This window comes from Streptomyces sp. NPDC054783 (assembly GCF_053611725.1).
On the sequence record NZ_JBSHAY010000069.1, the window covers coordinates 1 to 20,271 of the forward strand.

At 71.8% G+C, this 20,271-nt stretch carries 21 protein-coding genes; 4 read left to right on the forward strand and 17 right to left on the reverse strand.

Going from position 1 to position 20,271, the window contains the following annotated elements:
* Window positions 1–228: 228 nt before the first annotated feature.
* The 10 genes from ACWGJ5_RS45420 to ACWGJ5_RS45465 form a co-directional block, all read right to left on the reverse strand.
* On the reverse strand, window positions 229–588 hold the full coding sequence (locus ACWGJ5_RS45420) for a hypothetical protein (protein WP_453315456.1): 360 nt from the start codon (window positions 586–588) through the stop codon (window positions 229–231).
* 196 nt (window positions 589–784) lie between these two features.
* Window positions 785–1,036: a hypothetical protein gene (locus ACWGJ5_RS45425; protein WP_453315457.1), complete on the reverse strand. Its 252-nt coding sequence runs from the start codon at window positions 1,034–1,036 to the stop codon at window positions 785–787.
* 149 nt (window positions 1,037–1,185) lie between these two features.
* Window positions 1,186–1,524, reverse strand: coding sequence for a hypothetical protein (locus ACWGJ5_RS45430; RefSeq protein WP_453315458.1), 339 nt, complete (start codon window positions 1,522–1,524; stop codon window positions 1,186–1,188).
* 180 nt (window positions 1,525–1,704) lie between these two features.
* A complete protein-coding gene (locus ACWGJ5_RS45435; RefSeq protein WP_228621720.1) occupies window positions 1,705–1,953 on the reverse strand; it encodes a hypothetical protein in 249 nt (82 codons plus the stop codon).
* Window positions 1,954–2,209: 256 nt separating this feature from the next.
* Complete coding sequence (locus tag ACWGJ5_RS45440; RefSeq protein WP_453315459.1) at window positions 2,210–3,622, reverse strand: condensation domain-containing protein; 1,413 nt, start codon at window positions 3,620–3,622, stop codon at window positions 2,210–2,212.
* A 205-nt stretch (window positions 3,623–3,827) separates the two neighbouring features.
* The gene (locus ACWGJ5_RS45445) at window positions 3,828–4,694 is read right to left on the reverse strand and encodes a tyrosinase family protein (RefSeq protein ID WP_453315460.1); all 867 of its coding nucleotides are present in this window, start codon (window positions 4,692–4,694) and stop codon (window positions 3,828–3,830) included.
* A complete protein-coding gene (locus ACWGJ5_RS45450; RefSeq protein ID WP_453315461.1) occupies window positions 4,678–5,175 on the reverse strand; it encodes a tyrosinase family oxidase copper chaperone in 498 nt (165 codons plus the stop codon). The genes ACWGJ5_RS45445 and ACWGJ5_RS45450 overlap by 17 nt, the downstream gene beginning before the upstream one ends.
* 130 nt (window positions 5,176–5,305) lie before the next feature.
* Window positions 5,306–5,905: a vitamin K epoxide reductase family protein gene (locus tag ACWGJ5_RS45455; RefSeq protein WP_453315462.1), complete on the reverse strand. Its 600-nt coding sequence runs from the start codon at window positions 5,903–5,905 to the stop codon at window positions 5,306–5,308.
* Window positions 5,905–6,114 (reverse strand): hypothetical protein, encoded by a 210-nt coding sequence (locus ACWGJ5_RS45460; protein ID WP_453315463.1) that lies wholly within the window; start codon window positions 6,112–6,114, stop codon window positions 5,905–5,907. The genes ACWGJ5_RS45455 and ACWGJ5_RS45460 overlap by 1 nt, the downstream gene beginning before the upstream one ends.
* 286 nt (window positions 6,115–6,400) lie before the next feature.
* Window positions 6,401–6,964, reverse strand: coding sequence for a hypothetical protein (locus ACWGJ5_RS45465; RefSeq protein WP_453315464.1), 564 nt, complete (start codon window positions 6,962–6,964; stop codon window positions 6,401–6,403).
* Window positions 6,965–7,172: 208 nt separating this feature from the next.
* On the opposite strand from ACWGJ5_RS45465, the gene ACWGJ5_RS45470 reads away from it, so the two are divergent.
* The 3 genes from ACWGJ5_RS45470 (at window position 7,173) to ACWGJ5_RS45480 (ending at window position 11,473) form a co-directional block, all read left to right on the forward strand.
* Window positions 7,173–9,092, forward strand: a complete 1,920-nt coding sequence (locus ACWGJ5_RS45470) for an AMP-dependent synthetase/ligase (protein WP_453315465.1) — start codon at window positions 7,173–7,175, stop codon at window positions 9,090–9,092.
* Between the two features lie 348 nt (window positions 9,093–9,440).
* Window positions 9,441–10,070, forward strand: coding sequence for an LPXTG cell wall anchor domain-containing protein (locus ACWGJ5_RS45475; RefSeq protein ID WP_453315466.1), 630 nt, complete (start codon window positions 9,441–9,443; stop codon window positions 10,068–10,070).
* A 149-nt stretch (window positions 10,071–10,219) separates the two neighbouring features.
* Window positions 10,220–11,473: a glycoside hydrolase family 26 protein gene (locus tag ACWGJ5_RS45480; RefSeq protein ID WP_453315467.1), complete on the forward strand. Its 1,254-nt coding sequence runs from the start codon at window positions 10,220–10,222 to the stop codon at window positions 11,471–11,473.
* A gap of 79 nt (window positions 11,474–11,552) precedes the next feature.
* On the opposite strand, the gene ACWGJ5_RS45485 is transcribed toward ACWGJ5_RS45480, so the two are convergent.
* From ACWGJ5_RS45485 to ACWGJ5_RS45515, 7 genes are all read right to left on the reverse strand, one after another.
* Window positions 11,553–12,668, reverse strand: coding sequence for a GNAT family N-acetyltransferase (locus ACWGJ5_RS45485; RefSeq protein ID WP_453315468.1), 1,116 nt, complete (start codon window positions 12,666–12,668; stop codon window positions 11,553–11,555).
* Complete coding sequence (locus tag ACWGJ5_RS45490; RefSeq protein WP_453315469.1) at window positions 12,665–13,327, reverse strand: lipopolysaccharide biosynthesis protein; 663 nt, start codon at window positions 13,325–13,327, stop codon at window positions 12,665–12,667. Before ACWGJ5_RS45490 ends, ACWGJ5_RS45485 begins: the two co-directional genes overlap by 4 nt.
* Complete coding sequence (locus tag ACWGJ5_RS45495; RefSeq protein ID WP_453315470.1) at window positions 13,327–14,466, reverse strand: glycosyltransferase; 1,140 nt, start codon at window positions 14,464–14,466, stop codon at window positions 13,327–13,329. Before ACWGJ5_RS45495 ends, ACWGJ5_RS45490 begins: the two co-directional genes overlap by 1 nt.
* Complete coding sequence (locus ACWGJ5_RS45500) at window positions 14,463–15,254, reverse strand: polysaccharide deacetylase family protein (protein ID WP_453315471.1); 792 nt, start codon at window positions 15,252–15,254, stop codon at window positions 14,463–14,465. Before ACWGJ5_RS45500 ends, ACWGJ5_RS45495 begins: the two co-directional genes overlap by 4 nt.
* Window positions 15,244–16,974: a lipid II flippase MurJ gene (locus tag ACWGJ5_RS45505; protein WP_453315472.1), complete on the reverse strand. Its 1,731-nt coding sequence runs from the start codon at window positions 16,972–16,974 to the stop codon at window positions 15,244–15,246. The genes ACWGJ5_RS45500 and ACWGJ5_RS45505 overlap by 11 nt, the downstream gene beginning before the upstream one ends.
* Window positions 16,971–18,350 carry an O-antigen ligase family protein gene (locus tag ACWGJ5_RS45510; RefSeq protein ID WP_453315473.1) on the reverse strand — a complete coding sequence of 460 codons (1,380 nt, stop codon included), beginning with the start codon at window positions 18,348–18,350 and terminating at the stop codon, window positions 16,971–16,973. Before ACWGJ5_RS45510 ends, ACWGJ5_RS45505 begins: the two co-directional genes overlap by 4 nt.
* Window positions 18,351–18,420: 70 nt before the next feature.
* Entirely contained in the window at window positions 18,421–19,605 is a 1,185-nt protein-coding gene (locus ACWGJ5_RS45515; RefSeq protein ID WP_453315474.1) for a glycosyltransferase family 4 protein, read from the reverse strand.
* A 287-nt stretch (window positions 19,606–19,892) separates the two neighbouring features.
* Between ACWGJ5_RS45515 and ACWGJ5_RS45520 the strand changes: the two genes are divergently transcribed.
* Entirely contained in the window at window positions 19,893–20,186 is a 294-nt protein-coding gene (locus ACWGJ5_RS45520) for a hypothetical protein (RefSeq protein WP_453315475.1), read from the forward strand.
* The last annotated feature ends 85 nt before the right edge of the window (window positions 20,187–20,271 follow it).

Consider the following 20,271-nt stretch of genomic DNA (forward strand, 5'->3'; position numbering starts at 1 on the left):
GTCCCGGCCTGTGGCCGGGACACCGGGGACGGCCATGTCGGCGGCCGGTTCCGCTCCCCCGGGAGGCCGAAACACCGGACCAGGAAGCCGAAATGCCGGGCCGGCAAGCCAGAACCGGAACGTCGGACCAGCAAGCGGTCACACCGGATCAGAAAGCCGAAACAAGGGGCCGTAAAACGGAAAAGCCGGACCGGGAAAGATCCCGGTCCGGCGTGCGCCGGTCGCCCCTCAGAACGCGATGCGAGGCTTGTCGAACCGAGGCCTCTTGAAGCCCTTGGGCAGCTTCGCATGGTTGGAGCAGTCCACCACCGCCCCGACGTTCGCGGTTCCGCCGTGCAGCAGTTCGTCGTCGGGAAACACCATGCGGGGCCGGTCGGCCATCGAACAATCCTGTGTCTGGTCGATGAAGTGCTTGCCGCGGTGGTCGATGCGGGTGTCGCTCTTGCGCATGCAGACGACGCCGCCCGTGGCGGTGTTCCTGCATTCGCCCCCGGGTTCATCGGCGTGCGCCTGTGCGACACCGGCGCAGATCACGGCGAGACTTCCGACGAGACCCGAAATGGTGGCGACCTTCTGTCGAGTGAACATGTGTTGCGTTCCTTTGCAATTGACTGCAGGAGACGAGTCGGCGCCGACATTGGCGCAGCCCGGACGCGCTCCCTGGGGGATCTGTCGCGCGTCCGGGCTGCCTTCGCATGGGGTGTTACTCAGCACACCGGTGAACAAGCCGAGTTGGTCCGGGACAGGAGCGTCCAAGTTCGTACGATGTGCCTATCGTTCTGTATTACTTGGCGTCACCCGGAGCGGCGTACTGGCCGTAGCCCTCTTCCCCGCCCTCCTTGTGCTCACCCTTCTTCTCCTCGTTGTAACCACCCCACGTGGCCACGGCGTTGGCCGACGAGTTGGCCACCGCGGTGATCGACGGGGGAGCGACGTCCTCGTCGTCCTGGCCACCGGCGAAGCTGACGCCGACACCAAGGGTGGACAGCCCCGCAACGACCGCCGCTACGACCGCAGCACGCTGAAACTTACGCATGGTTGACCCTTTCTTACCCGGGCGGACAGCCCTGGTTTGACTACTTGCTGTGAGCTTATACACACAGTCCGTAGCAATTTGGGATCTTCGCTCCATACGTCGTGTCGGCTCACCACACGGCACGCGCCGAAGGGTTCCGCTCTCAAGACTCAGAACAGACCGGAAAACTCCTTCCCTCCGTCAGCCTTGTCGGGCGCTCCCGACGTCGTGTTGGAACAGGTCACCTGGGGCCCGATCCGCATCGACCCGCCTCCCAGGGCGGCGGGAACGGTGAAGGGCTGCGTCGGCAGGCAGTTGTCGTAGTGCGGGATCTGACCGTTCTCGGGGATCTCACCTTCGATCCGCTGAACACAGGTGGTGTTGCCCAGGATGTCGCGGGTGCACGTACCCGGGCCCCGGACGGTGTGCGCCTGGGCCACACCGGCGCAGGTCACGGCGAGGCCGCCGATGAGCCCCGAGACGGCCGCGATCTTCTTCGTGCTGAACATGTGCTGGGATTCCTTTGTGAGGGGCGCCGGGCACCGTGCGCCGCCAACCGTCCGCGCCGGCCCCCGGCTTCGCCCTGTCGTCGTCTTCGAGCACCGGGCAACCGGCCGGGCGTGAAGGGAACCCTTCGGGGAGTGACCCGAAGGGTTCCGCGGGCGTCGCAGGTGATGACGCCGTCGACCTCAGCCAGAGAAAGCGTTGTTGAACTGGCCGCAGGTGGTGTCCAGGGTCTGGGCAAGCCCGAGCACGCCGATCGGGATGTCGTTCTCGGCCACCGTCTGCGGGCTGCACTCCTGGTACGGGCGGTAGAGGTCGTTCACCTCAAGCCCACCCCTGCCATGAGCGTAGGCGGTACCGGCGCCGGCACCGATGGCGGAGAGACCGCCGGCCGCCGCCACTGCTGCGATCACGACCTGCTGAAGCTTGCGCATGGAACCCTCGGTTCTTCATTGCTTGACGTATTGCTGACGTCGAGGCTGATTGCCTACCGTGACTTAACGAACACTACCAGTAGCCAAGTGCCGTATTCCACTTTGGTGGATATCCGTGTCTAAAAGGGGACATGAGCGCTCGGGCTCTTCCGGGGAACGGCAACTGACGCCGCATCGGGCCGGATTGGCATTGGGCACGCCAACACGGAACGTGAAAAGGGCAGTTGTCCGTGGAGAGAAAGACGCGCCCCCGGTATTACGAGAATGTCGGTTCCACGGTCCGATGACGGCGATCCGCCGGTACGGACACCACGAGGTCCCGCAAACCCTCGATGTAAAGGCGCATGTTCTTGTACGCGACGTCGGTGTCCGGGTAGCGGCAGGCGAACCACAGGCCCTCGTGCAGACGGGTGATCCAGGCGCACACCTGGTCGCCGTACGACACCCGGATCAGCCCGTACGCCTTCTGCTCGGTCCACTGGGCCGCGCCGGGCACGAGGCGGGCGTCCGCATACGAGACGATCGAGTACATGTCCGGCGACGTCGGGCGGAAGTCCGCGCCGAGCAGGCGCAGTACGCGCGCCAGCGGAATACGCGCCAGCGACCGGTTGGCCTGCAACTCGGCGCGGACCGCGGCGAGCGCGCCCTCGAAGTCCCGTGCCGCGGGCACTTCGATCGGTGCGCCGCCGACGTACCAGCCCACGGAGTCCGACCACGCCGATTTCACCCGGGTGTGGAACGGCACCACCGTCCGGTAGACCGGCTGCCCGCCGAGCTGGTGCACGAGAAGGCTGGTCGCGGCCAGAATCCCCACCATGCTGCCGCCGTAGGGCCGGCAGTACGTCTCGAACGCGGCGGCGGCGTCCGCGTCGACGAGCGGCTCGCGCAGGAGCTTCTGGGTGGGCAGTACGCCACCGGGCCGCAGTCCGAGGTCGACGGGGAAGTCCGGGAGCTTCCCGCCGCAGCGGGCGATGAACTCCCGCCAGCGGGCGACGATCGCGTGGGTGTCGTCGATGTCGTCCGCGTTCGCCCGTTCCTGCTCGCAGAAGTCGACGTAACTGCCCACGCGCGTACCGGACATGGGCCGGCCCGTGACGCCCGCGAGGTACAACTCGTGGATCTCGTCCGGGATGCGGTAGAGGGAGTAGGCGTCGACGTTGGTGTGGTCGAACGCCAGGTACACGCTGGTGGAGTCCTCGCGCACGACGGCCGCATAGATCAGGTTCGGCCAGCCGAGCGCGTCCGCAGCGACGTCGAATCGGTCCTGCAGGTAACGGACCAGCGTGTCCGCGTCGGCGAAGTCGCCGACCACCTCGCGGCGCAGGGTCACGTCGTCCTCGTCGAGCGTGAACCGGTGCATGTCGTCGCCGGCCCACCTGAAGCCGCTGCGCAGCGTCTCGTGCCGCAGCGTCCAGCCGCGCAACGCCTGTTCCAGCGCGTCGAGGTCGGCACGGCCCGGCAGATCGAACGCCGTGCCGATCCAGGTCGGCACGAACAGACCGTCCTCGCGCACCGAGCGCGCGGTTCTGATGTGCGACTCCTGGATGTACGCCGGCGGCCGCGGATCCGGTGGCTGCGCTGCCGCGGTCGCGACCGTCGCCGGACTGTACGTCCACTCGACGAGGCGTCCGGGCCGGACTTCGCAGCGCTGAATGTCAGAAATTCGCACGGGGGCGTCTCCTTCGCAGAAGACTCAGACTTGATCACGGGAGAGCCGTGCGCGAGCGGCGGTTGCCGTGTCGCCGGCTTTTCAGCGGGACGTGTGACACCTCGAACGGCGAAGCGAGCGACGCGGGTTCACGGCACACGGAGAAGAGCGCCGGCACCTCGTGCAGCGGAGCTCTTCCCGTGGCGCGCCTTCCCGGAGCCGGCACTCACTCGTACCGGTAGATCCTGCTCATGTCCTCCAGTTGGTCGGGGGTCACGTCCCACGGCGGCAGCCGCTGGTGCCGGGCCACGATCCGGCCGTGCTGGGCATCGCGCGGGCCGGGCTGCTCGGCCGGAAGGTAGCGGTGGTCGCGGTGCCGCCGCTGCCAGCGGGTCCACTGCAGGTCGACGAAGGAGTGGTGCAGCCAGAAGACGGGGTCGTTGGGGGAGGCGCCACCGACCATCACCCCGCCGATCCAGCGGTGCACCCGGTTGTGGTTTCGCCAGGAGGCGCTGCCCCGGCCCGGTCCCCACCCCTCCAGCTTGTTGCGGAACCCCTTGGTGACCGTCGAGTTCCAGGGCGCGGTGTCGTACACCGGATCGGCCAGTGCCGTCTCCAGGTCATGGACGGTCGGCAGCTGGATCGGGTTGCTGTGGTGGCCCAGGTCGCGGGTGAGGTACTCCACGTCGGTCACGTTCTCGTTGATCGTCCAGTGGCCCGCGCGGTGGGCGAACGGGCCGGTCATCACCTGCCGGTCCGAGCGCCGCCCGTTGCCGCCCATCAGATCGTCGGTCCACGGCAGGGAGGTGGCCGTGCGGTCGCGGGTCCAGTCCCAGTACGGCACCGTCACCGACCCGTCCACCCGGCGCAGCGCCCGCTCCAGCTCCAGCAGGAGCTTGCGGTGCCAGGGCAGGAAGGAGGGCGCCATGTGGGCGGTGCGCAGCCCGCGTTCGCCGTCGGGGGAGTTGTACTCCATGTGCATGCGCACGAATTCGTCGTACTCACCGCGCCGTTTGATCTTCAGCAGGGCTTCCACGAACCGTCGCCGCTCGCTGCGGGTCAGCTTGCTGACGTTCTTACGCGTGTACGCCATGCTCGCCTCCTCCGTGCGTCGGCGCTCCGCCCATCGGGCCCGGTGCCAGGTCGCGCAGTTGCCCGTCGGGGCCCAGTTCGTCGACCGCGGCGCGGGCCGCGGCGAGCGGGGTCGGGTACGAGCGGTAGTGGTCGACCATGCTCAGCCAGCTGCCGTCGGCGCGGCGCATCAGGTGCAGCGGGCGGCCGTCGATGGTGACCCGCCACCGGCCTGCGGCGGCCCGGCGGCCGGTGTGGACCTCGATGCCGCGGATGTGGCGCCCGCGGTAGGTCTCGTCGAAGGCGTCGCTCCGGCGGCCGTCGTCCTGGGCGCTCGGGCGCCGCTCACAGGCCGCGGCCACCGGGACGAGCCCGACGCCGACGGCCGAGGCGAGCAGCCTCCGCGTCACCTCCCGCCGGGTGCTCCCCCGTGGCCGCGCTCCGCCCGCGGCCGGTGTTCCGCGCTGCTCGCCCACCGGCGCTCCGTCGACGTCTGGAACCATCGTTCACTCCTCGTCCGGTCAGGTGTCCGAAGCGGTAACCGACGGACGGCCCTCCCGGTCACCGCAGTGCGGCCGGACCGGTGACGAATGCGCGGCGGAGCGGCTCCGGAGCGCAGGGGCTCAGGAGTGCTCAGCTGGTCCAGAAATCCCACCAGCGGGTGAGAATCAGCATGCCGACGACTCCGGTGTGCAGCAGCGGCAGCGCCCAGGTGAACTCCGCGAAGAATGCCCGCACCGGAGCGGGCGCGGGCAGGAAGCGGTGTCGTACGGCGAACGAGGTGACGTACCAGAACATGACGATCGTGGCGACCCATGCCAGACAGCACCACAGGCACAGGGCGTTGATCCGGTACAGCGACTCGAACTGCAGCCACGAGACGAACCCGACCCCGAACAGACAGCCCGCGTCGAAGGTCAGCCAGTACCAGCGGGGGAAGGCGGCACCGGCCAGCAGGCTCATGCCCACGCAGATCACGATGCCGTACGCGACCAGGCCCAGCATCGGGTTGGGGAAGCCGAAGACCGAGGCCTGGGCGCTCTTCATGACACTGCCGCAGGACACCACCGGGTTCAGGCTGCACCCGGGCTTGAAGTTCGGGTTCTCGAGCAGCTTGAACTTGTCGAGGGTGATGACCCAGGAGGCCAGCAGCCCGGCCGCGCCCGTGATGACGAGGAGGAGCGCGAAACCACGGCTGCCTCCCACCGCCGGGGGCGGCTGCGCCGACGCCATCAGGCACCCGGTCCGAGGGCCGGGAGAACGGCGCCCGGGTACGGGGCCGGCCGTGGCGGCGGGGTGGTGCCGTACCGGGCGTGCCGGGACGGCGTGGGGACGACCGCCCGGCCCGCCGCCGGCCGGAGCGGGAGCATCGGGCCCGGCCGGGCGGGACCGCCCTGGCCGGCGGTGCGGAAGGGGCGCGTGTCGCCGGAGGTCGAGGTCACCGCGTGACCTTATCGGCACCCCGCGGGACGGCCCGGCCGGCGGCTCACCCGACCGGTGCAGAGCGGCCGGCGCTCCACACGATCGGCGGACGCCCGGGTGAGTGTGCCGTGTCGCCGCCGGTGCTTCCGGCGGCGCATGGACATCCGGCGCCGCCCCCGACAGGCCCCCAGACCCGGCCGGGACCGGACAGGCCGCCCCCCAGGCCCCTCCCTCCGGATCAGCCCGGGTTCGAGTGGCGGAGCCTTCCAAGCCGGGCCGATCCCGGCGGGATCCGGCAGAGGGGCCCTACAGGCCCAGCAGCGAGGTGAGGAGGCCGAGGAGGCCGGACAGGACTCCGTGGACGGCTCCGGTGACCTGGTCGTCGTCGCCGGAGGTGGTGGCCTTCTGCAGGGTGTCCAGCGCCATGTTGAGGGTGGCTTGCGCGTCGCTCACGCTGTCGGTGCGCGCCGCGGTGGCGCCGGTGGTCTTTCCGTGCGGGGACAGCGGGCCCGAGGCCCCCGAGCCGCCGGAGTTGGGCATCGAGGGGGCCGGCGCCTCCGTGGCCGCCTTGGCGACGGCGTCCTTGGCGGCCCGGACGAGCTTGGTGGCCTGATCGGGGGAGAGCCGGCCCTTGTCGGCCTTGAGCACGGTGTCGAGCAGTGTGCTGACCGGCTGGAGCACGGTCCCGAAGTGGCCGAGGCTGCTGACGTGCGTGAGGAGTTTGTCCGCACCGGGGACGGGCGCTTGGGCCACGGTCTGTGTGCGCTCCGGGGTGGAGTCGGCCGCGAAGGCGGCCGGACCGGCGACACCGGCCAGAAGGACGGCGCTGAGTGCGATGGACGCGATGCGCCGAACGGGTGGAACCCCCATGAACGTTCCTTTCGCTGGGTGAGCGGGATCTTGTGCCCACCGTGAAATCGCCCACCGCCCCCCGCAACCGATCGAGGGCGTTCCGGTGAACCACCGGTCCATTCGGGGCACGACTTCCGCACGCCGGACCCATTGACCATCCGCTACGCACGAGTAAGTTGACTTTTCGGTAAGTCCGCGTCAGCCGAGCCGCCAGCGGGGAGCCGTCATGGGCGTACGCAGGGATCTGAAACGGGCTCGGCAGCGCACCGACCTGGCGGCGCGTGCCCGCATCGAGCTGGTCCGGGACGAGAGCGGCACGGTGCGCGAGGTCCGTACCGCTCCGCTGGCGCCCCGCGGCCCCGGCGGCGGCATCGCCGGCATCCCGTTCACCAACGCGCAGGAGGCGCCCGACGCGGTGGTCCTGCGCCGCCGGGAGCACGGCACCTGGCGTCGGGTGACCGCCGCGGCCTTCGCCCACGAGGTCGCCGCCGTCGCCAAGGGGCTGATCGCGGCCGGTCTCGAACCCGGAGGCCGCGTCGCCGTGATGTCCCGCACCCGCTACGAGTGGACGGTCCTGGACTTCGCGATCTGGGCCGCCGGCGGGCAGGTCGTCCCGGTGTACGCCACCTCTTCCGCCGAGCAGGTCGAGTGGATCGTGCGCGACTCCGGCGCCCGCTTCGTCGTCGCCGAGACCGCCGGGAACGCCGGGACGGTCGCCGCCGGCACGGCCGGCCACCCCGAACCCCCGCGCGTCTGGCGGCTCGACGCGCAGGCATTGCCCGAGCTCGTCGCCCTGGGCCGGGATGTCCCAGAGGAGGAGGTCACCAAGCGCCGTACGGCGCTGACGCCCGACACGGTGGCCACGATCTGCTACACCTCCGGCACCACCGGCCGGCCCAAGGGCTGCGTGCTCACCCACGCCCACCTGTACGCCGAGGCCGCCAACACGGTCGAGCTGCTCCACCCGGTCTTCAAGGAGGTCACCGGCCAGGTCGCCTCGACCCTCCTCTTCCTGCCGCTCGCGCACATCCTGGGCCGCACCCTGCAGATCGCGTGCCTGCTGGCCCGCATCGAGCTGGGCCACTGCCCGAGTGTCAGACCGGACGAACTGCGGCCGATGCTGAAGGAGTTCCGCCCCACCTTCCTGGTCGGTGTGCCGTACCTCTTCGAGAAGATCCACGACACCGGGCGCGCCACCGCCGAGAGGATCGGCCGGGGTGCCTCCTTCGACCGGGCGGACCGCATCGGGGTGCGTTTCGGGGAGGCGTACCTGAACAAGTTCCTCGGTACGGGCAAGGGCCCGGGGATCGGTCTGTACGCGGCCTGGGCGCTGTACGACCTGCTGGTCTACCGGCGCATCCGCAAGGAGCTCGGCGGCCGGATGCGCTACGCCATCAGCGGCGGCTCCCCGCTCGACCGCGACCTCGGTCTCTTCTTCTACGCGGCCGGGATCGTCGTCTACGAGGGCTACGGCCTGACCGAGACCACCGCCGCCGCCACCATCGTCCCGCCGCTGGGGCCCCGCCCGGGCACGGTCGGCCTTCCGGTCCCGGGCACCGCGGTCCGCATCGCCGACGACGGGGAGGTCCTCGTCAGGGGCGCGGTCGTGTTCGGGGGGTACTGGAACAACCCGGCGGCGACGGACGCGGCGCTGACCGACGGCTGGTTCGCCACCGGTGACCTCGGCTCCCTCGACGGCGACGGCTATCTCACCATCACCGGCCGCAAGAAGGACATCCTCATCACCTCCGGCGGCAAGAACGTCTCCCCGGCCGTCCTGGAGGACCGGCTGCGCAGCCGCCCGCCCATCGGCCAGTGCCTCGTCGTCGGCGACAGGCGCCCCTTCGTGGCGGCCCTCATCACCCTCGACCCGGAAGCGGTGGCCCACTGGCTGTCGGTCCGCAAGCTGCCCGCGGACACACCGATGTCGGATGTGGTCCGGGATCCACGGATGCGCGCCGATGTGCAGCGAGCCGTGGACCACGCCAACGAGGCCGTCTCACGCGCCGAGTCGATCCGCGCCTTCGCGCTGGTCGAGGGCGAGTTCACCGAGGAGAACGGGCTGCTGACCCCGTCGCTGAAGGTCAAGCGCCAGGCCGTGGCGAGCGCGTATGCGGAGCAGGTCGAGGCACTGTACGGCGGATGAGCCCTTCGGGCAGCACAAGAGTGGCATTCGGGTGAATTACCCGGCATTACACGTCTTCCGGTTTCTCCGGGCGTCCATATCTCGTTCACAGTCTGCAGGTCGTGGCACGCGTGAAGCCCCTCCGTCGGGCCCCGTGGCCGGCTTCTGATTTCCCCTGAGAGGAAGACAACGAGAGTGCGACAGACCCTGAGCAAGGGATTGGTCGTGGCCGCAGCCGCGACAGGCGCCCTGTCTCTGTGCAGTCCATGGGCGTTCGCGGACTCCGATCCGTATGCGACGACGACGGACTCACGCGCCTCCGCGCCGTCGGCCTACACGGCCGACGACGCCGATGAGGATTTCCCGGGTATGGCAAGCGCCGTGAGGGCGATCGAGCAGGTCCAGGACGCCGTTCGGACGGCGCAAAGGGAGGCCAGGTTGATGGCCCCGGAGGCCTCCGCCCCGGTGGCCGAACCGAGTGATTCGCGTTCCTCCGGGGGCGGCGACTACGGCGACGACGAGCCGAGCCACAAGGCCTCCCGCGGCGGCGACGACGAGTCGAGCTACGGCAAGTCCGGCAACTACGGTGACGACGACTCCAGTCACGGCAAGTCCGGGAGCTACGGCGACGACGACTCCAGTCACGGCAAGTCCGGGAGCTACGGCGACGACGACTCCAGTCACGGCAAGTCCGGGAGCTACGGCGACGACGACTCCAGCTACGGCAAGTCCGACTACGGCGACGACGAGCACTGCGGCTGCTACGGCGAGGAGGAGACCCCGCCTCCGCACCGCCACCACCCGGTGAAGCCGATTCACAAGCCACACGAGCACCCCAAGCCGCCGCACCGGCACGTCCCGCCGCCGCACCACCACAAGCACCATCACCTGGCCCACACCGGCGCCGAGGGCACCATCGGAGCCGGGGCCGCCGGCGCGGCGCTGCTGGCCGCCGGAACAATCCTGTACCGGCGAGGCCGGGCCGCGGCCCGTCAGTAGGAAACCGGGTGCCGGACGGGTCACGCCCGGCACCCGCCGGTCATCCTTGTGGCCGATCAGCGTCGAGCCGTCCGACTCCATTGGTGCAATGAGCGTATATATGGCTGTGTCCCGCCAGTTGGGACACAGCCGCACCAAAGGAGTGGGGAATGATGCCCGAGTGCCGTCGATCCCTGAAGGGAGTGGCGTTCATCGCCGCCGGGCTGTGCGCGGCGGCGGCTTTCATTCCCAGCCCGATCCTCAAAGGCGACACCGCGGCGAACCTGGTCGAGCGACACTGCGCACCGGTCGCGGGGTCCACGCCGCCGACCGTGTCCCCGAAGGCAGTGCCCGCCGGTCCCCTCCCTTCGGCATGCCCGGCGGACGGGGCGGCGGGCCCCCCGGGAGCGGCGCACCCGCCCGCGCTCGGCGCCTACCTGAACTACGGGCCCCTCGGCGTGCGGCAGATCCAGGGCCTCAGCGACTGGCTCGACCACGCCGAGGTGCGCGTGGGCCACACGTACCTGCCGGGGGACCTGTGGAGCAACATCGAGGGCGCTCACGAGTTCCTCGACAGCTGGGCCGCATGGCGGCGCGCCCAGGGCGACCGGCTCCTGGTGGTCAACGTCCCGATGATGGAACGCAACGAGGAGCACCTGCCGGACACCGAGGTCAGGCAGTTGCTGCAACGGGCCGCGGCGGGCGAGTTCGACCAGCACTTCCGGGTGCTCGCCGAGCGCCTCGTCGCCCTGGGGGTGCCGGACACGGTCCTCGTGCCCGGCTGGGAGATGAACGGCATCACCTACACCCACCGCTGCGGCCCCGACCCGGCCGACTGGAAGACGTACTGGCGGCGCATCGTCACCGTCATGCGCTCGGTGCCCGGGCAGAGGTTCAGGTTCGACTTCACCCCGAACCGCGGCGTGGACGCGGTTCCGTGGCCGCAGTGCTATCCCGGTGACGACGTCGTCGACATCATCGGCATGGACTCCTACGACCAGCCCGAGGGCGTCACGTTCGACACGCAGGTGTCCGAGCCCTACGGCCTGCAGTACCAGGTCGACTTCGCGAAGACGCACGGCAAGCCGTTCTCGTATCCCGAGTGGGGTCTGTTCCGCAACGGCGACAACGCGACGTACATGCTGCGCATGCTCGCGTGGATGGACGAGCACAAGCCGCTCTACCAGTCGATCACCGACTACTGCCCGCACGGCGTGTGGCTGTGCTCGGCCAATCCCCGGTCGTCCGCCATCTACCGGGCGGCGCTGTCCGGTCGTACGTCGGGTCCCGCGCCGCAGCCGTCGGTCCCCGCCTCACCGTCGCCCACCCCACCGTCCGAGCCGCAGCCCACGCCGAACCCGACACCGACGCCGGCGGCCCCGCCGCACCCCGCCCGTGCGGGCCGGCCAACGGCCCGGACCTGAGGCACCGCCGGGCCGGCGGCGCTCCCGTCCCCGGTGGGGGGTGACTGCTCCCGTCCCCCGGTGGCGGGTGACGGGAGCGCTACGGGTGGTCCGGGGACCCGGCCGCATCGGCCCGGCGCAGGAGCTTCTTTCCCGCGTCCCGGGCACCGGCGGCGCAGACGGCGGCCGCCAGCAGCGGTGCGGTGCGCCGACGGGCCAGCAGGAAGCGCTGGTTGACGATGGTCTCGGGAAGCCAGCGGTACTTGTACGGCTCCTTGCCGCGCAGCAGGCTCAGCACCGCCGGGCCCTCGGGAGTGAAGGTGTCGACGGCCGCGACCAGCATCATCGTCACACCGTCCACCTTGCGTTCCCGCAGCCGCGGGTGGACACCGTACAGGTACTTCCCCGCCAGCCGCCGGGACTGGAGGGTCAGATCGACGGCCACGACCTCGTCCTCCAGCAGGAACTCCTTCACCACGGCCTCACCGCACCGGGCCAGCGGAACCACCGACCGGACCAGGTGGTCGAAGAAGCGCGGCCGGAGATGCTCCGGGTTCACCTTCCGGCCCTGCCACTGCAGCCGGTGGAGGTCCAGCATCCGGCGCAGCGCCGCCTCCGTCTCGTGGTGATCCACGGTGCGCCACTGCACGCCGAGCTTCTTCAGCTTGTTCTGTTTGTTGCGCACCCGCTGAGCGCGCGCCTTGGGCAACCGCTTGACCAGCTGCTCCATGGGCAGGGCGGGAATCTCCAGGCACTCGGAGTCGCTCAGGCGCCGACGCGGGCCCCGCCAGGCTTGGTAGACCAGTTCCACCGCGCTGCCCGGCCGCACCTCGCGGAAGTCGACCAGGGCGGTGCGGGCCAGGTCGGCCAGGGCGTCCGCCAGTTCCGGCGCGGCCCGGTCGGCGGCCGACTCGTCGAGGAGCACGTCGCAGAAGTCGGAAATGGCGCCGCCGATCGGCACCAGCGCCGGCCACGGGTGGTGCACGCGCATCAGCGGTGCCACGGCCACCAGTTCACCGTCCGCCCGCACCAGGACGAGCCGGAGGCTGCCCGGCGTTCCGTAGGACAGCCACCACGAATGCAGCCAGGCGTGACTCTGGAACGGCGTCACGGACCGGCCGGCCCGGTACAGGCGCCCCCACTCCCCCGCCAGTTCGGCGAAGGCCTGCTCGTCCGCGCAGACCTCCACCGACAGCGCGCCGCCGGGCCTGGTCACAACACCTTCTGCGCGTCGGCGGCGGGAGCCGGGGCCGGCAGCTGGGCGCGCCCTGTGTCGTCGGCCGCCGTCCGCCGCGGCCGGGCCAGCAGGGCGAGGCCGCCCAGCAGGCCTCCGGCGGCGGCACCCACGAGCGAGGACAGCGCCGGGGACGGCGACGACGGCTCGGTGGGTGTCACGGCGCGGGAGAGACGGACGAGGGCGACGCCGGTGTCCTTCCGGGTCCGGTTGGCCTGGGCGGTCAGCGCGCCGGACACGGCGTTGGCGACGACGGCGGCCCGGGCGGGGCGCGCGGAGGTCGCCGTGATCTCGATCATCGGCGCGTCGGGTGACGTGGCGGCCTGCACGCTTCTGCGCAGCTCCGCCACCGGCACCCCCGCCTGCGTCTGCGCCTGCCCCAGCACGGCGAGTTCGGTCACCACACGGCCGTAACCCTGGGCGTATCCGAGTGCCGTCGCCGAGTCGGCCCTGCTCCCGAACGGTACGGCGATGATGTAGCTGGTTGCCGTGTACTGCGGTGGGTTCACCTTCGCGTACGCGCCGCCGGCCGCCGCGCCGAGCAGCGCGCCGGCCGGGATCAGCCACCACACCGTCCGTCGCGCGACACGCGCGAGCATCCGGCGGGGCGGTCGTACGGGGGGCGGGGGGCTGTCGGGCATCAGGACCTCACTTCCGGATTCGAGCCGGACAGCACGGCCGTGTACACGTCCATCAGCTGTCCGGCGGTTCGCTCGATGCTGTAGTGCCGCACGGCGTCCGGGACGGCACGTTCGCCGGGTCCGGCCGCGCGCAGCCGCAGCAGCTCCCGGACGTACGCATCGGTGCCGCCCGTGACCCGCCGGGCGCCCGGCGCGGCCTGCGGTGGCAGGTCGTCGACGGCGGGGCAGGTCGTGTACAGCACGGGGAGCCCGGCCGCGAGCCCCTCCAGCACGGCCAGGCCGAAGGCCTCCTCGGCCGAGGGGGCGGCGAGCACGTCCATCGCGGACAGCAGGGAGGGCAGGCCGGGCGTGCGGTCCCCGGGGGCCGGCAGACACGGCCGCTCGCCGGTCAGCACCAGCCGGTCGGCGACCCCCAGGGCGTGCGCGGTGCGCCGCAGCGCCTCCTCCTGGCAACCGCCGCCGACCAGCAGCAGCCGTACGTCGCCGGGCAGCCGGTCCAGCGCGCGGACGAGCAGGTCGAAGCGCTTGCCCGCGGCGAGCCGGCCGAGGCCGCCGACGACGTACGCGTCCTGGGGAATCCCGTGGAACGCGCGGGCCTGGCTGCGTCGTGCCGCGTCGTAGCGGAACAGGGAGGCGTCGATGCCGTTCGGGATCACCCGGATGCGCGGGCCGGGGACGCCCCACCGGCGCAGCCGTTCGGCCACGGTCGGCGAGACGGCGACGGTGGCACGGCCGAGGCGTTCGGCGGCCAGGTACAGGGCCCGGACGCCCGCCGTCAGCCGGCGGCGCTCGATCTGGGAGTCGCCCAGGGAGTGCTCGGTGGCCACCACGGCCCGTACCCCTGCCAGACGCGCCGCGATCCGGCCGTACACACAGGCCCGGTACAGGTGCGTGTGCACGATGTCGTAGCCGCCGGCGCGGATCAGCCGGGCCAGGCGGGGCAGGGCGCCCAGGTCGCGGTTGCCGCGCATGCCCAGATGGGTGACGTGGACGCCGTCGGCCCGCAGTCCCTCGGCGACCGGGCCGGGATTGGCCAGAGTCACCACGTCACACCGGACGGGCAGGTGCCGTAGCAGCAGGCGCAGTTGCTGTTCCGCGCCGCCCACACCGAGTCCGGTGATGACGTGCAGGGCTCTCACCGTGCCCCCAGAGTCCGGCTGCGGGCCAGGCGTCGTTTCAGCTCCAGGCGCAGCGGGGTGTCGGCCTGTGCGATGTGCAGCCGGGGCAGCGCGAAGTCGCCGGCGAGGTGGGCGGGCGCGGGAGCGATGGCGCAGGCGTAGCCGTAGCCGGCGTGGTGCACGGCGGCCTGGGCCTGCGCGTCGACCCGGCCGTAGGGGTAGCAGAACCCCTGGACGTCGGCGTCGATGAGTTCGGCCAGCACGGTACGGCTGCGCTGGACCTCGGCGTGCAGTTCGCCGGGGCCGGCCTGGGTGAGGTCGACATGGGTGAGGCCGTGCGAGGCGATCTCGATGCCCGCCGCCGCGGCCCGGCGGATGCCCTCGGCGCCGAGGAGGTGTTTGCGCGGGCCGAGCGGGTCCCAGTCGTTCTCGCCGTCGAGCCGGCCGGGCAGCACGAACACGGTGGCGCCGCACTGCCAGCGGCCGAGCACGGGCAGCGCCTCCGTGACGAAGTCGGCGTAGCCGTCGTCGAAGGTGAGACCGACGAGCCCGCGCTCCTCGCCCCGTGCCCGGGCCGCGAGCAGCTCGCGCACGCTGACCCCGCGCAGACCGCGGCGGCGCAGCCAGGCGAGCTGGCGGTCGAGCCGGGCGGGCGAGACGGTGATGTCGTACGGGTCCTCGGGATGGTCCGAGACGGAGTGGTACATGGCGATCCAGGCGGCGGGCCCCCGCTTCCGGCGTTGTCGGCCGATCCGTTCGCGATCGGGTTCGCCGGTGTGGGGGGACGGTACGGGGACGTCAACGACCATGACTCATACCTCGTGTGACGGTGCGTCGGACCATGTGCGTGCCGCGGGTCAGGAGCGACCGGGCACCTGCCACGTCGAGAGCCCAGACCAGCGGGACGAAGACGGCGGTCACGCTCGCGCAGCCCACGGCGACGGCGGCCGGGGCCGAGGCGAACGGCCGCGCGCAGAAGGCCCCGGCGCCTGCGGCGCACAGGGCCGCGCCCACCGGTTTGGCCAGTTCGGCGACGAGCCGGTGGACGCGTACGGGCACGCTGCGCGTGCCCAGCCCGCGCAGCAGGAGCAGCGCGGTGAGACTGATCCCGGCGGCGTTGGCCGCGGCGATGCCGGGTGCGCCCCAGCTCCCCACCGCCACGGCACCGGCGCCGATGTTGACGACCAGGCCCGCGGCCATCGCGCCCAGCGGGTACCAGGTGGCGAGGCCCGCCGAGAAGTACGACCGCACGAGCGCGCCCACCAGCGCGTGGCCGAGCAGCCCGAGCGCGTACACCCGCATCGTGGCGGCGGTCGCGGCGGTGTCGGCGGCGGTGAACGCGCCGTGCTGGAAGAGGAGTTCGACGACAGACGGCGCGCAGGCCACGACCACGGCGGTGCCCAGCAGCACGAGCGAGCCCACCAGTACCAGGTCCTGCTCGGTCCGCTCCGCGGCCCGCCGCAGATCGCCCTCGGCGACGGCCCTCGCCAGCACGGGGAACGTGACCACGCACACCATCAGCGACAGCGACATCGGCAACTGCGCCACTTTCTGGGCGTAGTTGAGGTGTGAGATGGCACCGGCGGGCAGTGTGGACGCGAAGTGGCGCTCGACGAAGACCTGCGACTGGCGGCACAGCACGAACAGCAGTACCGAGACCACCAGGGCCGGCGTCAGCGGCCGCCGGTCGTCCCCGGCGTGCGCGGGCAGCTGCTGCGGACGCAACGCCGCGGAGATCCTGCGCCACAGGACCGGGCCCTGGAGCGCGAGCATCAGGCATCCGCCGAGGGCGACGCCCAGCGCGGCGGAGCGTACGCCCCAGCGTGCACCGAGGCCGTACACCGTGGCGATGACCGCGATGTTGAGCGCGACGGAGATCGCCGCGGGGACGAGGAACGAGCCGTGCGCCCGCAGCGCCGCGCTGCAGTACCCGGCCAGTCCGAAGGTCAGCACGGTGGTCGCGGTCAGGCGGGTGCAGTCCACGGCGAGGGACGCGTCGGCCAGGCCGGGGCCGAGGAGCGAGACCAGCAGCGGCGCACCGGCGACGAGTACGGCGGCCGCGGCGGCGAGGCCCAGGAACAGGCGCGGCAGGGAGGCGGCGACCAGTGCGCGCACCGGGTCGTGTCCGGCGGCGGCGCGCGCCCGCCGGGCCAGCGCCAGGCTGAACGCGGGTACGAGCACGTAGGCCATCCCCGCGTCGATCAGCAGCGTCGCGGCCGTCTCGGACACGGTCCACGCCACCAGGAAGGCGTCGGTCTCCGCCCCGGCTCCGAAGAAGGCGGCCAGGGCCTGATCGCGTCCGAGCCCGAGCAGCGATCCGGCCACGGACAGCACGGCGGAGAGCAGCGTCGCCTTCGCGAGGAAGCGGCCCGACGTCCCGGGGAAGGCCTCCTGCGCCACGGCGCCCCCGACGGCGCGTGGGGTGCGGGCGTGGGCCCCGGTACCCGCCGCGCCGGCGCCGTGCGCGGTGCCCGGATCGGGCGAGGTGTGCGCGTCGGTGCCCTGTGCGGCCGGGGGCGTGGCTCTCATCCCGGGACCTCCGACGAGGCCCGGGCGGTGGCGTCCGCCGTGTCGGAGGCCAGGGCCGTGGCGTCCGCCGTGTCGGAGGCCAGGGCCCACCAGCCGGCGAGCCCCAGGACCACGGCCGTCAGGACGGTGGTGGGTCCGCCGATGTCGGAGTACAGGTAGTCCACGAGCTGCCACAGCAGCAGCCCGCAGACCGCGGCGGCACAGTCCGCCGCGCGTTCGGCCCGCCGCAGCCGTCTCAGCGCGCAGACCAGCAGCGCCAGCCAGCTGCCGGCCACCGTGAGGGCGCCCAGCAGTCCCTGCTCGCTGAGCACCAGCAGATACATGTTGTGCGGTGAGAGCAGGGGCTGGCGCCGGTAGCCCTGGCCCGCTCCCTCCGTGTCGCTGCCCGAGGACAGCGCGAGCGAGGCGTGCCCGTCCCGGTGCGCGGGGAAGGCCTTCAGCCCGACGCCCGTCACGGGGTGTTCGCGCCACATGCCGGTGGCCGCCGCCCAGAGGCTGTAGCGGTCGATCACGGACTGGTCCGGCGCGTCGGTGACCCGGGTGATGCTGGTCAGACGTTCCTGCAGCGCCGCGGTGCCCACACCGAACCCGCCCACCAGCACCACCGAGGCCGCGACCACCGTCGCGCACACCTTCGCCGCACGCCGCGCCCCGGCCGACAGCAGCTGCGCCCCGCACACGACGGCGGTGGCGATCCAGGAACCCCGGCTGAAGGACACCGTGAGCGGCACGAGCAGCACCAGCGCGCACGCGGCCGCCACGACCCGCTGTCGCCGGTCCCGTGCCTTGAGGGCGAACCCGGTCGCGGCCACCAGTCCGAACGCCACGACCGTGGACATCCCCATCACATCGGACGGCCCGAAGGTGCCGACCGCCCGGATGTCGGCCCCCTGGTACGAGGCCCCGGTTGCGGTGAGGTACTGGTGCACCCCGATCGCGCCCTCCCACAGCGCGAGCCCGACCAGCGACCAGAGCACCAGCCGGGCGTCGCGCCGGTCCCGCACCAGCAGCACCACCGCGACCGGGACGAGCACGAACACCTGCAGGTACCGGGCCAGTCCGGTGAGGGCGTCACCGGGCGTCACCGCCCCGCCCGCGGCGACCGCGATGCCCACCACCGGCAGCCCCAGGACGACCGCGGCCGTCCCCGTCAGCGGGCGCCGTGCCCGCAGCGAGGCCCGCAGCAGGGCCCACAGCACGACGAGACCCGACACCGCATCGGCCACTGTGGCGTTGCTGCCCGCGGCGACCGGCAGCGCGACCATGACGACGATCGCCACGACGGGCAGGACCGGCGCGGCGCGGCGCAACGCCGGCGCCAGGGGCAGCGCGGCCGGAAGCGCGGCCGGCGGCACGGCCGTCCGGGAAGTGCTCACCGGCGGTCAGCTCCCCGCCGGCCGTACGAACGGGACCGCCCAGCCGGAGGGGGGAACGGTGCTCTCCCGGTCATGTGGTGATGGACTCCCTGCTCTGGGTGGGTACCAGGACCGGCTTGGTGACGGTGCCGAGCAGTTCGCGGTACACGTCGATCACCGCGTCCGTGGTCAGCTGTACGTCGTGGGCGGCGAGCACGTGTGCGCGGCCCTGCGCGCCCAGTGCCGCGCGCAGCGGTCCGCGGCGCAGCAGCGCCGTCAGCGCCCGTGCCAGCATGTCGGGGTCCTCCGGCGGCACCAGGCAGTGCGGCAGATGCCCGGGCGGCAGGCTCTCGCGCGCCCCGTCCACGTCCGTGACCAGGACGGGCCGGGCACACGCCATGGCCTCCAGGGGGACGAGTGCCATGCCCTCCCAGCGGGACGGCAGGACCACGACGTCGGCGGACCGGTACCAGGGGGCGGCGTCGGGCGCCGGACCGGCGAACTCCACCGAGGCGGGCGCGAGCGCGCGCAGCCGGCCCGCGTCGGGGCCGTCGCCGACCAGCACCAGCCGGGCGGCGGGCTCCTGCCGTACGACGGCGGGCCACGCCTTCAGGAGCACGTCCTGGCCCTTCTGCCGGCACAGCCGTCCCACGCATACGACGAGTGGGCCCGCTCCGGGCCGGGCGATGCTCCCTTCCGGCCGGAACCTGCTCGTGTCGACTCCGTTGGGAATCACGTGCCAGTGGGCGGTGATGCCGCTCTGCTCCCCGGTACGCCGCTCCGCCTCGCTCACACACAGCACGCGCGTCGCCCACCGCGCCCCGAACTGCTCCCAGCGCAGGGCGGCTTGGGCCATGACGCCGTCCACTGCCTCGAACGACCAGGCGTGCGGCTGGAAGACGGTGGGGCGACGGCCGCGCACCGCGAGCCGTGCCGCTAGCCCCGCCTTCGCGCTGTGCGCATGCACCACGTCGGGCCGCACCTCGCGCAGCAGCCGGGCCAGCCTGCCCACCTCACCGGGGAGTTGGGGCCCCGGTGCGCGGGTCGCGTCCCAGGGCAGCACCCTGCAGCCGGCCGCGCGCAGGGCCTCCGTGAGCGTGCCGCCTCTCGGGCAGGCCACGGTGACACGCAGCCCCGCGGCGACCTGTGCCGCCGCCAGGTCCGTCACGAACCGGGCGACACCGCCCTCGACGGGCTGCGTGACGTGCAGGACGTGCGGCTCGCGTGCGGCGGACCGCGTCGCACGGCGCGGGACGGAACCGAGGGGAATGCGCATGACCAGGGCTTCCCTTCTGAAGAAACATTCCGAACCCGTCGCTGATCGCGTGAACGCAGGTTCGGCATAAATTCGTCGGATCCGTGAAGCAACACTAGCCGCTTATCCGTCTTTTTCCGGGAGGGCGTGAACTGTGTCGGAAACACGGCCCCCTTCAGACGAATAATCAGATAAAAATTCCGCACGGTCATTCAGGATGTATGAATTCCGGGAACTTGTCACCGCCGGAGTTTCCCGCAGTGTCTTTCACTCGTTAGCCCGACGGAAGCGAGATCGAAAGGAACCCAATGAAGAATCTGAAGGCTGCCGCCCTCATGGCCGGCGCCCTGGCCATCGCCGGCGCCGGGGCTCCCGCTGTTGCCGCGGACCTGCCGGGGCAGGGCCTCGTCGAGGACGGGAAGACGGTCGCCCGCACTCTCCCCAACGCAGCCGAGATCCCGACGGGTGGACTGGCCGACAACGTCAAGCAGACGGCGCAGGGCGTGAAGAAGTCGGGCATCGTCAAGACCCCCGTCTTCGGCGGCGCCCTGCCGAACCCCCTCAACGGCAAGCCCCCCGCCGCGCTTCCAGGCATCAAGTAGAAGACGTGCCCTGCCGGGCCACAAAGGTCGGCTCCGCCTGCCGCGGAGCCGACCTTCTTCGTATTCGAGAAAAACAGCCTGGCGG